The organism is Pseudonocardia pini, assembly GCF_013870575.1.
Classification (GTDB): domain Bacteria; phylum Actinomycetota; class Actinomycetes; order Mycobacteriales; family Pseudonocardiaceae; genus Pseudonocardia; species Pseudonocardia pini.
Genome location: NZ_JACBXB010000045.1, coordinates 1 through 14680 on the forward strand (window position 1 = coordinate 1; position 14680 = coordinate 14680).

Below are 14680 nucleotides of genomic sequence, written 5' to 3' on the forward strand. Positions count from 1 at the left end.
GCAGTCCGCCCCCGACCAGCCGACGCCCGCGCAGCCGCAGGCCGACGGACCAGGCGCCGACGAGGCCGTCGACCGGCCCGCTGAACAATCGGACGTGCCCGCCGACCAGCCCACCGATGCCGAGCCCGATGCCGAGCCCGGTGCCCTCGGTCCCTCGCCGACCCCCGCCGGCGCCACCCCGCATCGACCCGACCCCGCCGTCGTCGAGCAGGGCGGCGAGATCGGGCAGCTCCAGCGGCTCCTCGACCGCTCCATCCGCACCGACGACCGCCCGGTGGCGCGCCGCTTCTTCGCCTCCAGGACCACGGTGCCCGGCCCGGTCGTGGGCGTGAGCCTCGCGATCTGCGACGTCGAGCTCACCGGCGCCACCGCGGACGCCCACCGGCTCCTGTGCGTCCAGCGCCAGGTCGTCGCGGCGGTCCCGGGCGGTCGGTGGGTGCCCGACAAGGGCGTGACGTGGCTCGACGCCGTACGCGCGGACGTCGAGCAGCGGCGGCCGGGCACGATCAACGACCACGACGAGCGCATCTGGGCCAACCAGCCCCGCCCCGACGAGCGGGGCCTGCTCCGCGACCTCGACCACGGTCGCCCCGCCTGGATCCCCCTCCTGCTCGGCCGGGACCCGGACGAGGGGCCGCTCAAGCCCCCGTCGGCGGCGAGCTCCGCGGCGCTGCGGGCCGCGCTGTCGGGCAGGAGCACCGTCGTCAGCGCCGCGCCGCGTCCCGCGAACGTCCGGGTGATCGCGATAGTCGACGCACTTCTCACGAACGGCCCCACGCTCGTCAACGCCCGGGTGTGGGCGCAGGTCAACGAGGTCGTCGCGGTCGCGGCGGTGGAGTCCGTGGAGCTGGCCCTGGCCGGGGAGCTGGTCGCGCTCGACCGTCAGTAGACGGGGAGGATGCCCTGCTCGTGGGCCTCGGCGAGGGTGGGTGCCGCCCGGTCCTTGTCGGACAGGACCAGTTCCAGGTCCGTCGGCCACGGCAGGTCGAGTGCGGGGTCCAGCGGGGAGATCCCGTGCTCTCCCTTCGGGTTGTACGGCGTGGAGCACAGGTAGGCCATCACCGTGGGCTCCTCCAGCGCGACGAACGCGTGCCCGAGCCCCTCGCTCAGGTAGACCGCGTTGAGCCGCTCGGAGTCCAGCTCCACCGCCTCCCACCGCCCGAAGGTGGGCGACCCGACCCGCACGTCCACGATCACGTCGAGCAACCGACCCGACGGGCAGTACACGTACTTCGCCTGCCCCGGCGGCACGTCCGCGAAATGCACCCCGCGCACCACCCCCCGCCGCGAGCGGGAGTGGTTGGTCTGCTGCGTGGTGAGCTCGACACCGAGGGCCTCACGGAACACCGGGCCCTGATACGGCGCCACGAACACCCCACGGCTGTCCGGGAACACCGACGGCTCGAACACCCACGCCCCCGGGATCGACAGCTCCCGGTACTTCACGCGTTCGCCCCGGCCTTGATCGGCTCCCACCACGGCCGGTTGTCCCGGTACCACGCCACCGTCTCGACCAGCCCGTCGTCGAACGTGTGCCGCGGCGCGTACCCCAGCTCGGTGTGGATCTTCGACCAGTCCACCGAGTACCGCCGGTCGTGGCCCTTGCGATCGGCCACCGGCGCCACCGACGACCAGTCCGCCCCCACCGCGTCGAGCAGCCGCGCGGTCAGCTCCTTGTTCGTCAGCTCGACCCCACCGCCGATGTTGTAGACCTCCCCCGCCCGGCCACCCTCCGCGACCAGTGCGATCCCGCGACAGTGGTCGTCGACGTGCAGCCAGTCCCGCACGTTCAACCCGTCCCCGTACAACGGCACCCGCAGCCCGTCGAGCAGGTTGGTCACGAACAACGGGATGACCTTCTCCGGGAACTGGAACGGCCCGTAGTTGTTCGAACACCGGGTGATCGACACGTCCAGCCCGTGCGTGCGGTGATACGAGCGCGCCAACAGGTCGGACCCCGCCTTCGACGCCGAGTACGGCGAGTTCGGCAGCAACGGATCGGTCTCCGGCCACGACCCCTCGGCGATGGAGCCGTACACCTCGTCCGTGGAGACGTGGACGAACTTGCGCACTCCCGCGTCGAGCGCGGCCTGCAGCATCACCTGCGTGCCGACCACGTTGGTGGACACGAAGTCCGCCGCCCCCGTGATCGAGCGGTCCACGTGCGACTCCGCAGCGAAGTGCACCACCAGGTCGGTGCCCACCATGGCCTTCCCGACGGCGTCGGGGTCACGGACGTCCCCCACCACCAACTCGACGTCGTAGCCCGCGAGGTTCTCCCGGCGCCCTGCGTAGGTCAGCAGATCCAGCACCCGCACCTCGCCGGCCAGCGCGGGATACGCCCCCGAGACCAGCGACCGCACGAAGTGCGACCCGATGAAACCCGCCCCACCCGACACCAGAACCTGCACGCGGCGAGGCTACTGACTGACGACGAGCGACCCGATGGTGAGGTCCCAGGACTCGGACTTGGCGCCGTACAGGTCGATGCGGAAGCTCTGCAGCCGTGCCTGGTCCGGCCCCATGACCGCGGAGAGCGCGGCACCCCGCGCCCGCGCCGCCCGACCATGATCACTAGTTCGGCACCTGGCTCCGCGAACTGCGCACCTCCGAGCCGACGCGACGGTAGGTGCGCAGCCCCGATGCGCCACCGCCATGCGCGCAGCCCGAGCCGGCACAGTCATGATCATCGCTCCGGCACCCGCCACCGCGGTGAGCGCGGCTCCCCGCGCCGAAGCAGTGATCAGCAGCCGACAGAGCACACCGGCACGGCCATCATCACCACCTCGGCACCCGCAACCGCGGAGAGCGCGGCTTCCCGCGCCCGAAACAGCGATCACGACCCCCGCAGCCTCAGCCACCCGCCCATGATCACCACTCCGGCACCTGCAACCGCGGTGAATGCGGCACCCTGTACCGAAACAGCGATCACCACCCCCAGCCCGAGCCAGCCCCAGATCACCGCACAGGCACCCACCACCTCGCGCCTCGCGAACGGTTGTCGGATCCGCCGGTGGCGCCGCCCTGCGGAACCGAGGAGGTCGCCTCCGGGACCGCGGGGGTCCCGCACCCGGGCCGGCAGACTGCCGGGCGTGGACCTGCTCGTCGCCCGCAACCCGGACCCGGACAGCTCACTGCCCTACCTCGTCCGACTGCCGCTCGGCAAGGGCCTGGTGTTCCGGGCGAAGGAGACCTGGCCGCGGACGAAGGCGATCTACTGCCACCCCGTGGGCCTCGAAGAGTGGCCCGCCGAACCTGAGATTGTGGAACGGGTGGCCCTGAAGGCCTGCGCGCGGCGCGGGGCGGCGATCGACGTCGTCGCAGACCGAGGCCGTGAGCAGCGCTCCCAGATCGTCTACACCCGGGCCCGTGGGCGGCAGATGGTGTTCTGGCAGTCCCCGCGCACCCGCAAGCAGGCCCGCCCGGACGTCCGGCTGCCCACTGCCCGCGCTGCGGGAATCCCCGACCTCGAGATCCTGGTCGACGCCCACGAGCGGTACCCCTACTCGTTCCCGAACCAGCAGACCTCCCTCACCACGCGCGCCCTCGTGTGCGGGGACTACGCGGTTCTCGGAGCGGACGGCCGGGTGGTCGCCGCCGTGGAGCGCAAGGGCCTCTCCGATCTCGTCAGCAGCGTGTCCGACGGCAGGCTGCGGTTCGCGCTGACCGAGCTGGTCACGCTGCCCCGCGCCGCCGTCGTCGTCGAGGAGCGGTACTCGGCGATCTTCAAGCAGGAGTTCGTCCGCCCCGCCAGGATCGCGGACGGCCTCGCCGAGCTGCAGGTCCGCTGGCCCTCGGTCCCGATCGTCTTCTGCGACACCCGTGCGCTGGCCGAGGAGTGGACCTACCGTTTCCTCGCCGCCGCCCGAACCTGGGCGGAGACCGAGACCGTGGCCGCCAGGCTGATCGGCGGCTCGTCCGAGCTGGCCGAGGCCCCGCAGGCCCCCGCCCCGAGCACGGCGGAGGTGCGGCGGTGGGCGCGGGAGAACGGGATCCCGGTGCCGGACAAGGGCAGGCTGCGCCCCGAGGTGCACCAGGCGTGGCGGGCGGCGCACCTGACAGGATGAGCCCGTGCGCGCGATCATCCTGGGAGCAGGCGGCCAGCTCGGTCGCGCCCTGACCCGAGCCCTCCCCGAGGCGACCGCCCTGACCCGCGCGGAGCTCGACCTCGCCGATCCCGCCGCACTCGCCGCCGTCGACTGGGCCGCCTACGACACGGTCCTCAACGCCGCGGCGTACACGAAGGTCGACCAGGCCGAGCAGGAGCGGCGGGCCGCCTGGGCCGTGAACGCCACCGCCCCCGCGGCCCTCGCGCGCCTGGCCGCCGCACACGACCTCCGACTGGTGCACGTCTCGACCGAGTACGTCTTCGACGGCACCCACGAGGGTCCGATCCCCGAGAGCGCCGAGGTCGCGCCGCTGAGCGCCTACGGGGCGTCGAAGGCCGCGGGGGACGCCGCGGTGTCGGTGACCCCGAGGCACTGGATCGTCCGGCCGACCTGGGTGATCGGCGACGGCGCGAACTTCGCCCGCACCATGCGCACGCTGGCCGAGCGCGGTGTCTCCCCCACCGTCGTCGCGGACCAGATCGGGCGGCCCACGCTGGCCGCCGACCTCGCCGCAGGCATCCTCGCGCTCCTCGACGCAGCACCCGGCACGTACCACCTCACCAACGGCGGCGAGCCCGTGAGCTGGGCGGACGTCGCGAGGTTCGTGTTCGAGCGGTCGGGCCGCGCGGGCACGGACGTCGCGGACACGACCACCGCCGAGTACTTCGCGGACAAGCCCGCGGCCGCCCCCCGCCCGCTCAACTCCGTCCTGGACCTGACCGAGGCCGAGAAGGCGGGCGTCACGCTGCCGGACTGGCGCGAGAGCCTGGAGACCTACCTGTCATGAAGGGCATCTCATGAAGGGCATCGTCCTCGCGGGCGGGACCGGCACCCGGCTGCACCCGATCACCCGTGGGGTGTCGAAGCAGCTGCTGCCGGTCTACGACAAGCCGATGATCTACTACCCGCTGTCCACCCTGATGCTGGCCGACATGAGGGAGATCCTCGTGATCACCACCCCCGAGGACGCGCCGATGTTCCACCGCCTCCTCGGCGACGGCTCGGAGTTCGGCATCGACCTCACCTACGCCACCCAGGCCGAGCCGAACGGCATCGCCGAGGCCTTCCTGATCGGCGAGGACCACATCGACGGCGACTTCGTGGCGCTCGTGCTGGGGGACAACATCTTCCACGGCCCCGGCTTCTCCGGCATGCTCCGCGACGCCCGCGCCGGCCTCGGGTCCCCCGGGCACGGCCACGGCCACGGCCACGGGCACGACGGCGACGGCTGCGTCCTCTTCGGCTACCCGGTCAGGGACCCCGAGCGCTACGGCGTGGGCGAGGCCGACCCCACCGGCAGGCTGGTCTCCATCGAGGAGAAGCCCGCGAAGCCCCGCTCGGACCGCGCCATCACCGGCCTCTACCTCTACGACGGCGAGGCGGTCGAGCGCGCCAAGCGCCTCACCCCGTCCCCCCGCGGCGAGCTGGAGATCACCGACCTCAACCGTGCCTACATGGAGGACGGCCGCGCCCGCCTCGTCGACCTCGGCCGCGGCTTCGCCTGGCTGGACACGGGCACCCACGAGTCGCTGCAGGAGGCGGGCCAGTACGTGCAGATCCTGGAGAACCGCCAGGGCATCCGCATCGCCTGCCTCGAGGAGGTCGCGCTGCGGATGGGGTACATCGACGCCGAGGCGTGCCACGCGCTGGGCGAGCGACAGGCGAAGAACGGGTACGGGCAGTACGTCATGGCGGTCGCCCGGTCGTTCGCCGGCTGAGGACTAGTAGGGGCCGCGGCCGCCCAGGCCGTCACCTGGTCCATGCCTGCGGTCGCCCAGCCCGCGTCGCGCAGGAGCCGCATCTGCTCGGCGAACTGCTGCGGGGTGACGGTGTACCGGCTCGGGCTGTCGCCGATGTCGTGGTAGGTCAGCATCACCGGACCGCTCGGGCGCTCGCGGGCGCGGCCTGCAGGGCCTGGACCAGGTCCGCGGGCGAGGCAGGCACCTCGATCGTGGTGACCTGGCCGCGGATGCTGCCGTAGTGGTCCGCGGCGGTGTTCCACTGCCAGACCGCGTGGACCACGAGGTAGCCCGCGAGCAGGGCGAGGGTGCCGAGCGCGTGGGTCAGGCCCGCGCGCACCCGCCGTGGTGGCGCGGGGGGCGGCTGCGGGACGAGCCCACGAGGGTCTGGCCGGGCCGCGCCGCTCCCACGACGGCGGCGCAGGCGGCCTCGACCGCCGACAGGTCGGGCACGAGAGGGGGGTCGATCGGGGTCGGCACGCAGATCAGCACCGCGTCCGCCTCGGCCAGGTGCGTCGGATCGGAGGTGAGGACGAACCGTTCCGAACCCAGGTCCGCGGCGAGGACCCGGCGGTCCGCCTCGGACAGGTCGACCCGACCCGCGCGGATCGCGGTGATCCGGTTCGCGCTGACGTCGACGCCGTGCACCGTGTGACCCGGCCGAAAGGAGGCGGCAACTCGGCTGCAACAGATAGTCACGTGACGTGATCATGACCCCGGCATTCGAGCACTGTGCGTGCCCGTTAGCGGCGCGGCGGCCTCGGAAGCTGTAACGGCCGCCACATTCGGTGCGAGCACTGCGTCGAAGGGAGCTCTCCCTCACCCGTATGGGTGAGGGCTCCTGACGACGGCAAAAGGATCATACGTGAGCATCAATGGCGAGCACACGCGTTCTGATTCCACCCACGTCGGCGTGCCGGCGCGTCCGGGGTCGGCCGAGGCCGACACCGCGGTCCTCCCCGACAGGTCCGTGCGGCGGGGCGCTGTCGTGACGCCCCTCAACGTCGCCCTCTTCGGCCTCGGCTACGTCGGGTCGGTCACGGCGGGCTGTCTCGCCCGGCAGGGACATCACGTGATCGGCGTCGACACCGACCCGACCAAGGTCGACTCGGTGAACCGGGGGATCGCCACCGTGGTCGAACCGGAGCTCGACGCGATCATCGGGGCCGCGGTGGACACCGGGTCGCTCTTCGCGACGACCCTGGTCGAACAGGCGATCGTCGACGCCGACGTCTCCCTGATCTGCGTCGGCACCCCGTCGGCCGCGAACGGGGGCACCGACCTGACCTTTCTCCGACGGGTGGTCGAGGACATCGGTCGTGCGCTCGCCGGATCCTCCCGCCCGCACACCGTCGTGGTCCGGTCGACGGTTCCGCCCGGGACGGTCGACGAGGTCGTCAGGCCCCTGCTGGAACACACCTCGGGCCGGGTCGTCGGCGAGGACCTGCACGTCGCGATGTGCCCCGAGTTCCTCCGCGAGGGTTCCGGCGTCGCCGACTTCTTCGAGCCCCCGATGCTCGTCATCGGCGCGGAGACCGCCCCCGCCGCGGTGCTGCGGCAGCTGTTCGGCTTCCTCGACTGCACCGTGCGCGTCGTGGAGATCCGGGCGGCGGAGAGCGTGAAGTACGCCTCGAACGCCTTCCACGCCCTCAAGGTGGCCTTCACCAACGAGCTCTCGCGGCTGTACCGGGTGCTCGACGTCGACGCCCGGGACGTCATGGAGGTCTTCGTCCAGGACCGGCAGCTCAACGTGTCCACGGCCTACCTGCGACCGGGGTTCGCCTTCGGTGGCTCCTGCCTGCCCAAGGACGTCCGCAGCCTGCTGTACCTGGCCCGGATGAACTCGGTGACCCTGCCCGTCCTCGAGGGCACGCTGACCTCCAACGAGATGCTCGTGCGCGACGTCGCCGACCGGGTCGTGGCCGCCGTCGACGAAGCTGGCGGACGCAACCGCGTCGTCGCCCTCCTCGGGCTGTCCTTCAAGCACATGACCGACGACCTGCGGGAGAGCCCGAACGTGGCGCTGGCGGAGATGCTGATCGGCAAGGGGCTCGACGTCCGCATCCACGACCCGGTCGTGACGATGTCCAAGCTGTCGGGGGCCAACCTGCGCTACGTCGACGCGAAGCTGCCGCACCTGCGACGGGTGCTGCACGACCAGGCCGCGGAGGCGCTCGACGGGGCCCACGTCGCCCTCGTGTCGTCCACGTCGTCGGAGGTGATCGACGCGGTCATCGCCGCGGCGCCGCCGGTCGTGGTCGACCTCGCGGGGACGTGTCCGCTGCTCGAGACGCTGCCGGGCTACGAGGGGGTCGGCTGGTGAGTCGGGCATCGCGGCAGCGGCACGTCTGCATCGTCGTCCAGAACCTCTCCGTCCCGTTCGACCGGCGCGTGTGGCTGGAGTGCCTCGCGCTCGTCGACGCGGGGTACGCGGTGTCGGTCGTCTGCCCGCGGGGGCCGGGCGAACCGGCCGAGCGGGACCTCGAGGGCGTCCACATCGTCACCTACCGCGCGTTCCCGCCGGTCACGCGCCAGGTGATGTTCCTGGCCGAGTACGCGTACTCGATCCTGTGCACGCTCCTGGGCCTGGTCCGGGTGTGGCGGCGGGCGCCGTTTCGGGTCGTGCAGGTCTGCAACCCGCCGGACGTGCTCTGGGTCGCCACGCTGCCGTTCCAGGTGCTCGGCGCGAAGCTGGTGTACGACCAGCACGACCTGTGTCCGGAGCTCTACCTGTCGCGCTTCGCCGAACCCGCCCGGTTCCCCCATCGCGCGCTGCTGCTCGCCGAGCGGGTGACCTACCTGCTCGCCTCGCGCGTCATCTCCACCAACGAGTCGTACCGGAGGGTCGCGCTCACCTGCGGGCGGAAGCGTCCGGACCGGGTCACCGTCGTGCGCACCGGCCCCGACCCGGACCGCCTGCAGCGCGGGGAGCCGCAGCCCGCGCTGCGGCGGGGGTTCGACCATCTCCTGGTCTACATCGGGGTGATGGGTCCCCAGGACGGGGTCGACGTGGCGATCCGGGCCCTCGAGCACATCGTGCGCGTCCGGGGGCGGGCGGACGTCGGCATGACCCTCATCGGGGACGGCGACGCGGCGCCCGAGCTGCGCAGGCTCACCACCGAGCTCGGTCTGGACGACTACGTCCGGTTCACCGGGCGGCTGCCCGACGCGGAGGTCCGGGAGCTGATGTCGACCGCCGACATCGGGCTCTCGCCGGACCCGAAGAACGCCCTCAACGACGTGTCCACGATGAACAAGACCATGGAGTACATGGCCTTCGAGCTCCCCGTCGTCGCCTTCGACCTGGTCGAGACCCGGGTGTCCGCGGGGGACGCCGCCGTCTACGCCACGCCCAACAGCATCGAGGAGTACGGGGACGCCGTCCTCGACCTGCTGGCCGACGACGCCCGGCGGGCCGAGATGGGCAAGGTCGGTCGGGAACGGGTCGAGAAGGAGCTGGCCTGGCGGACGCAGGTCCCCGCCTACGTCGGCGTGTACGACGGTCTGACCCGCGGCTGAGGAGGCCCCCATCCATGTGCGGCATCGCCGGCACCTATCTCCGACCCGACGGCGGGCCCGTCACCGCCCGGATGACCACGGCGCTCGCGCACCGCGGGCCGGACGGCGCGGGCACCTACCGGCACCGGGCCGGGGCGGGCGAGGTCCACCTGGGCCATCGTCGGCTGTCGATCGTCGACCTGTCCCCCACGGGGGCCCAGCCGATGGTGGCCGCCGGGCTCGCGCTGAGCTACAACGGCGAGCTCTACAACGCCCCCGAGCTGCGGGCCGAGCTCACCGGGCTCGGCGTGCGCTTCCGCGGGACGTCGGACACGGAGGTGCTGCTGCAGGCCTGGCGTCGGTGGGGCACCGACTGCCTCCCCCGGCTGCGCGGGATGTTCGCCTTCGCCGTCTTCGACGAGGGCACCGGCGAGCTGGTGCTGGCCCGCGACCAGCTGGGCATCAAGCCGCTGTTCCTGGTCCACCGGGAGGGCGGCGTCGCCTTCGCGAGCGAGCTCAAGGCCCTCGCGGGCGCCCTGCCGGGCGGTCTGACGGTGGACGGGTCGGCGATGGTCGCCTCGCTGCTCTACTACTGGGTCCCGGACTCGCGGTGCGCCTACCGGGAGGCCGAGAAGCTGCCGCCCGGCTCCTGGGTCCGGTTCCGGCCCGACGGGAGCACGCAGCGCGCCACCTACTGGTCGCTGCGCGAGGTGGCCGAGGCGGGCGCGGCGCAGGAGCCGATCTCCGTCGAGGAGCTCCGGGAGGTGGTGGCCGACTCCACCCGGTGTCACCTGCTCGCCGACGTCCCGGTCGCCACGTTCCTCTCCGGCGGGCTCGACTCGAGCTACCTCACCGCGCTCGCCGCGCGCGACTCCCCCGGCATCGCGGCGTACACGATCTCCTTCCGCGAGGAGGACGCGCGGTTCGAGGCCATGCCGGACGACCTGCGGTACGCGCGCCTGGTCGCCGAGCGCTTCGGGGTCGACCTGCGCGAGATCAGGATCGCCCCGGACGTCCTCGACCTGCTCCCCCGGATGACGCGGGCGCTGGACGAGCCGATCGGGGACCCCGCGGCGATCAACTCGTTCCTGATCTGCGAGGCGGCCCGGGCCTCGGGGATCAAGGTCATGCTGTCCGGGATGGGCGCGGACGAGCTGTTCGCCGGCTACCGCAAACACCTGGCCAACACCCTGTCCATCCGGTACCGGCGGCTGCCCGCGGGCGTCCGACGCTCGGTCGGGTCCGTCGTCGGCGCCCTGCCGGTCGCCTCGGCCCGCCGCGGCTACCGCTCGGCCCGCTTCGCGAAACGCTTCGTCTCCTTCGCCGACCTCCCGGAGGAGGAGGCCTTCCGGCGCAGCTACACGATGTACGACCGGGCCGAGCTGCTCGACCTGGTGCACCCCGACCTCGGTCCCGCGGTCGACGACGTCCTCGCCGAGCACGCGCGCACGTACTGGGACAACGAGCTCACCGACCACGTCAACCGGATGTGCCTCGCGGACTCCCGGATGTTCCTGCCCGGGCTGAACCTGACCTACACCGACCGCGCGACCATGGCGGCGTCCACCGAGGTCCGGGTGCCGTTCGTCGACGTCGAGGTGGTCCGCGCCGCGTTCCGGGTCCCCGGCGGGCAGAAGATCGAGCGACGGCAGGGCAAGGCCGCGTTGAAGCGCGCCGCCCTCGCGGTCCTCCCCCCGGAGATCGTGTACCGCCCGAAGGGGCTGTTCAGCGCCCCGCTGCGGGCCTGGATGAGCCGCGACCTCGCAGGCCTCGTCCGCGAGACCGTCGAGGACGGGCTGCTGGTCTCCTCCGGCCTCCTGGACCGCGCGGCGCTGCGCCGCCTGGTCGAGGAGGACGCGACCGGCCGCGAGGACCGGTCCAAGCACCTCTGGCACATCGTCACGCTCGAGCACTGGTACCGCGGAGCGGTCGTCGCCGACGGCGCCCACGCCGCGTAGATGGGGAACGCACTGTGAGACAAGTCGTCCAGAACTACAAGTCCGGCGAGCTGGCCCTGGTCGAGGTGGCCGCCCCGACCTGCAAACCGGGCGGGGTCCTCGTCCGGACGCTGTTCTCGTTGATCTCCACCGGCACCGAGCTGATGAAGGTCGGCGAGGCCGGGATGTCCCTGCTCGCGAAGGCCCGGGCGCGGCCCGACCAGGTCGCCAAGGTGGTGCAGAGCGCGTCGACGATCGGAGTGGCGGCGACCTACCGCAAGGTGTCGAGCAAGCTGGACTCCTACACGCCGCTGGGCTACTCGCTCTGCGGCGTGGTCGAGGAGGTCGGCGAGGGCGTCCGCGACGTCAAGGTCGGCGACCTGGTCGCCTGCGCGGGCAACGAGCACGCCCTGCACGGCGAGTGGAACTGGGTCCCCACGAACCTGTTCACCCGGGTCCCCGACGGCCTCCCGGCACGGCACGCCGCGTTCGGCACCGTGGGGGCGATCGCGATGCAGGGGGTGCGCCGCGGGGAGCCGCAGCTGGGGGACGTCGCGGCGGTGATCGGGCTCGGCCTGATCGGCCAGCTCGTGGTCCAGCTCCTGGTCGCCTCCGGCGTACGGGTGGTGGGCGTCGACCCCGACCTGGAGCGCTGCGCCCTCGCCGAGCGGCTCGGGGCCCTGGTCTGCGGGGACGCCGCCTCGGGCGTCGTCGACGCCGCGGTCGCGGAGATCACCGGCGGGCACGGTGTCGACCAGACCTACCTCGCGGCGGGCGGCGGCGGCAACGAGCCGGTCGAGCTGGCCGCGCGGCTGAGCCGGGACCGGGCCCGGGTCGTCGACATCGGGAAGTGCCGCCTCGACCTGCCGTGGAACGCCTACTACGAGAAGGAGCTCGACGTCCGGTTCTCCCGCTCCTACGGACCCGGGCGGTACGACCCGGAGTACGAGCTGGAGGGGCGGGACTACCCCATCGGCTACGTGCGGTGGACCGAGCGCCGCAACATCGAGTGCTTCCTCGACCTCGTCTCGCGGGGCCGGGTGGACGTCGAACCGCTGATCTCCGAGGTGGCCCCCTTCGACTCCGCGGTGGAGACCTACGGTCGGCTCGCCGCGGGCGACCTGAAGGCCGTGGCCGTCCTGTTCGGCTACGAGCCGCCCGCCCCGGCCCCGGACACCGCCGAGCAGACCGCGGAGTCCCCGCGGATCAGGGTCGTCCCGACACCCGTCGCCGTGCCCCGCGCGGCCCCGAGCCCGGTGACGGGGCGTCCGCTCGAGCTCGCCTTCGTGGGCGCGGGCAACTACGCGTCGTCGATGCTGCTGCCCCACCTCGCGGGCCGCGACGACGTCGTGCTCCGCCGGGTGGTCACGACCTCGGCGCTGTCGGGGGCCAACGCCCAGCGGCGGTTCGGCTTCGACACCGCCGACACCGATCTCGACGCGGCGCTGGCGGACCCGCGCGTCGACGCCGTCTTCGTGGTGACGCGGCACAGCTCGCACGCCGCGCTGACCCGCCGGGCGCTGCTCGCGGGCAAGGCCGTGTTCGTGGAGAAGCCGCTGGCCCTGTCCGAGTCCGGGCTCCGTTCGGTACTCGACGCCGTGGCGGAGAGCGGCAACGACCGGCTCCAGGTGGGCTTCAACCGCCGCTTCGCGCCCCTGCTGGTCGAGGCGCGGAAGCGGTTCGGCAGGCGGGTCGGGCCCGCGTCGGTGCGGTACCTGGTCAACGCGGGGCGGCTCGAGGGCCAGAGCTGGTACCTGCGGTCCGCCGCCGAGGGCTCACGCTTCGCGGGCGAGGGCGGGCACTTCGTCGACACCGTGAGCTGGCTGCTCGGGGCGGACCCGGTCGCCGTGTCGGCGGTGGGCACCCCGGACCGCTCCGACCTCCAGGTCACCCTGGAGTACCCGGACGGCTCCACCGCGGTGGTCAGCTACGTCACCTCCGGCTCGACCAGGTTCCGCAAGGAGTCGCTGGACCTGCTGGCCGACGGCAAGGTCCTGACGCTCGACGACTTCGCCCGCTCCGCCGTCGTCGGGCGGCGGGGCTGGTCCTCCCCGCGGCTGCGGCGCGGGCGGGACAAGGGCCAGGCCGCCGAGCTCGAGGCGTTCCTCACCGCGGTCCGGGACGGTGCCCCGATGCCGATCGACCTCGGCTCGCTCGCGGCGACGACACGGGCCACCCTCGCCGTCGAGACCGCGCTCGGGGCGCGGGGCCCGGTCGACCTGACCTCGACCGGGAGCGGCGTCTCATGATGGATCCCCGCTGGTACCTGCGCCGGCTGTCCCGGATGAGCCCCCGCGAGGTCGGCGGGCGGCTCGGCACGGCCGCCCGGCTGCGCGCCTGGCGTCGCGAGCTCGACCACGCACCGGACCCGCGGGAGTGGCTCGCCATCCGGACCTTCGCCGGTCCGCTGCCCGCCGACACCTTCGCCGCCGTCTCGCCCGCGGCGCGGGCCGCGCTGTGCCGCACCGCGGACCGGTTGATGGCCGGGCAGGCCGAGTTCTTCGGCGTGCCGCGCACCGACATGGTGCTGCCGGACTGGTCGTGGGACCCGAAGACGGGCCGCCGCGCACCGACCGACCGCTACGCCGCCGACGTGCCGTACCGGGACGAGGAGGCGGTCGGGGACGTCAAACAGCTCTGGGAGCCCTCGCGCCACCAGTACCTGACGGTGCTCGCCGCGGCGTACGCCGTGACCGGGGAGGACCGCTACGCCGAGCGGGTCGCGGACCACCTGCGCTCGTGGTGGGCCGCGAACCCCCCGCTGCGGGGCGTGCACTGGATCAGCGGGATCGAGCTCGGCATCCGCCTGATCTCGTGGGTGTGGGTGCGCCGGCTGCTCGACGGCTGGCCCGGCGCGGCGGCACTGTTCGAGGACGATCCCGTGGCCGTCGACCAGATCCTGATGCACCAGCGGTGGCTCGCGGCCTTCCCGAGCCGGGGGTCCTCGGCGAACAACCACGCCGTCGCGGAGGAGGCGGGCAGGGTCGCGGCCGCGTGTGCCTTCCCGTGGTACCCCGAGTCCCCCCGATGGCGTGCGGAGGCCACCGCCGCGCTCGACGCCGTCGTGCGGACCAACACGTTCCCGAGTGGGCTGAACCGGGAGCTGGCCTCGGACTACCACGGGCTGGTCCTCGAGCTCGGGCTCGCCGCGGCGGCGGAGGCCGTGCAGGCGGGCGCCCCGGTGCCGGACTCGCTCTGGGAGATGCTCGGCCGGATGACCGACGCGCTGGCCGCCGTGGTCGACTGCCTGGGGCGGCCGCCGCGCCAGGGGGACTCCGACGACGGCGTCGGGCTCGTGCTCGACGGGTCGGACGTCGCCCGGTGGCCCTCGCTGCTCGCGACGACGGGTGCGGTGTTCGGTCGGCAGGTGTGGTGGCCGGACACGGGACCGCGGGAC

12 protein-coding genes and 1 pseudogene are annotated in these 14680 nt (G+C 73.0%); 9 read left to right on the plus strand and 4 right to left on the minus strand.

The features are described from left to right. Nucleotides 1-889: pseudogene (locus tag H5J29_RS05105) on the plus strand (hypothetical protein); the annotation flags it as partial. Here H5J29_RS05105 and H5J29_RS05110 read toward each other — a convergent pair. Together H5J29_RS05110 and rfbB are read right to left on the minus strand one after the other, a co-directional pair. Then, entirely contained in the window at nt 883-1446 is a 564-nt protein-coding gene (locus tag H5J29_RS05110) for a dTDP-4-dehydrorhamnose 3,5-epimerase family protein (protein WP_181779742.1), read from the minus strand. The pseudogene H5J29_RS05105 and the gene H5J29_RS05110 overlap by 7 nt on opposite strands. Next, entirely contained in the window at nt 1443-2411 is a 969-nt protein-coding gene (gene rfbB / locus H5J29_RS05115) for a dTDP-glucose 4,6-dehydratase (protein ID WP_181779743.1), read from the minus strand. The genes H5J29_RS05110 and rfbB overlap by 4 nt, the downstream gene beginning before the upstream one ends. Nucleotides 2412-3092: 681 nt before the next feature. Here rfbB and H5J29_RS05120 point away from each other — a divergent pair. From H5J29_RS05120 to rfbA, 3 genes are read left to right on the plus strand one after another with little or no spacing between them, the layout of a single operon-like run. Beyond that, nucleotides 3093-4067, plus strand: coding sequence for an ERCC4 domain-containing protein (locus H5J29_RS05120; protein WP_312858068.1), 975 nt, complete (start codon nt 3093-3095; stop codon nt 4065-4067). A 4-nt stretch (nt 4068-4071) separates the two neighbouring features. After that, the gene (rfbD, locus tag H5J29_RS05125) at nt 4072-4896 is read left to right on the plus strand and encodes a dTDP-4-dehydrorhamnose reductase (protein WP_181779745.1); all 825 of its coding nucleotides are present in this window, start codon (nt 4072-4074) and stop codon (nt 4894-4896) included. Nucleotides 4897-4906: 10 nt separating this feature from the next. Further along, the gene (gene rfbA / locus H5J29_RS05130; RefSeq protein WP_181779746.1) at nt 4907-5827 is read left to right on the plus strand and encodes a glucose-1-phosphate thymidylyltransferase RfbA; all 921 of its coding nucleotides are present in this window, start codon (nt 4907-4909) and stop codon (nt 5825-5827) included. Nucleotides 5828-5981: 154 nt separating this feature from the next. Here rfbA and H5J29_RS05135 read toward each other — a convergent pair whose 3' ends face one another. Beyond that, a complete protein-coding gene (locus H5J29_RS05135) occupies nt 5982-6188 on the minus strand; it encodes a hypothetical protein (RefSeq protein ID WP_181779747.1) in 207 nt (68 codons plus the stop codon). Next, on the minus strand, nt 6173-6547 hold the full coding sequence (locus H5J29_RS05140; protein WP_220187003.1) for a Rossmann-fold NAD(P)-binding domain-containing protein: 375 nt from the start codon (nt 6545-6547) through the stop codon (nt 6173-6175). The genes H5J29_RS05135 and H5J29_RS05140 overlap by 16 nt, the downstream gene beginning before the upstream one ends. 289 nt (nt 6548-6836) lie before the next feature. On the opposite strand from H5J29_RS05140, the gene H5J29_RS05145 reads away from it, so the two are divergent. The 5 genes from H5J29_RS05145 to H5J29_RS05165 all read left to right on the plus strand — a co-directional run. Continuing rightward, a complete protein-coding gene (locus H5J29_RS05145; protein ID WP_181779749.1) occupies nt 6837-8171 on the plus strand; it encodes a nucleotide sugar dehydrogenase in 1335 nt (444 codons plus the stop codon). After that, the gene (locus tag H5J29_RS05150) at nt 8168-9367 is read left to right on the plus strand and encodes a glycosyltransferase family 4 protein (RefSeq protein WP_181779750.1); all 1200 of its coding nucleotides are present in this window, start codon (nt 8168-8170) and stop codon (nt 9365-9367) included. The genes H5J29_RS05145 and H5J29_RS05150 overlap by 4 nt, the downstream gene beginning before the upstream one ends. A 14-nt stretch (nt 9368-9381) precedes the next feature. Next, on the plus strand, nt 9382-11304 hold the full coding sequence (gene asnB / locus H5J29_RS05155; RefSeq protein WP_181779751.1) for an asparagine synthase (glutamine-hydrolyzing): 1923 nt from the start codon (nt 9382-9384) through the stop codon (nt 11302-11304). A 14-nt stretch (nt 11305-11318) separates the two neighbouring features. Beyond that, nucleotides 11319-13532, plus strand: a complete 2214-nt coding sequence (locus tag H5J29_RS05160; protein WP_181779752.1) for a bi-domain-containing oxidoreductase — start codon at nt 11319-11321, stop codon at nt 13530-13532. After that, nucleotides 13532-14680, plus strand: a 1149-nt coding sequence (locus tag H5J29_RS05165) for a heparinase II/III family protein (protein ID WP_181779753.1), incomplete at its 3' end; no start/stop codon positions are given. The genes H5J29_RS05160 and H5J29_RS05165, both read left to right, overlap by 1 nt.

Bases quoted from the DNA above. Each gene is read 5' to 3' on its own strand.
- rfbA (WP_181779746.1), top strand. From the start codon at position 4,907: ATGAAGGGCATCGTCCTCGCGGGCGGGACCGGCACCCGGCTGCACCCG.
- asnB (WP_181779751.1), top strand. From the start codon at position 9,382: ATGTGCGGCATCGCCGGCACCTATCTCCGACCCGACGGCGGGCCCGTC.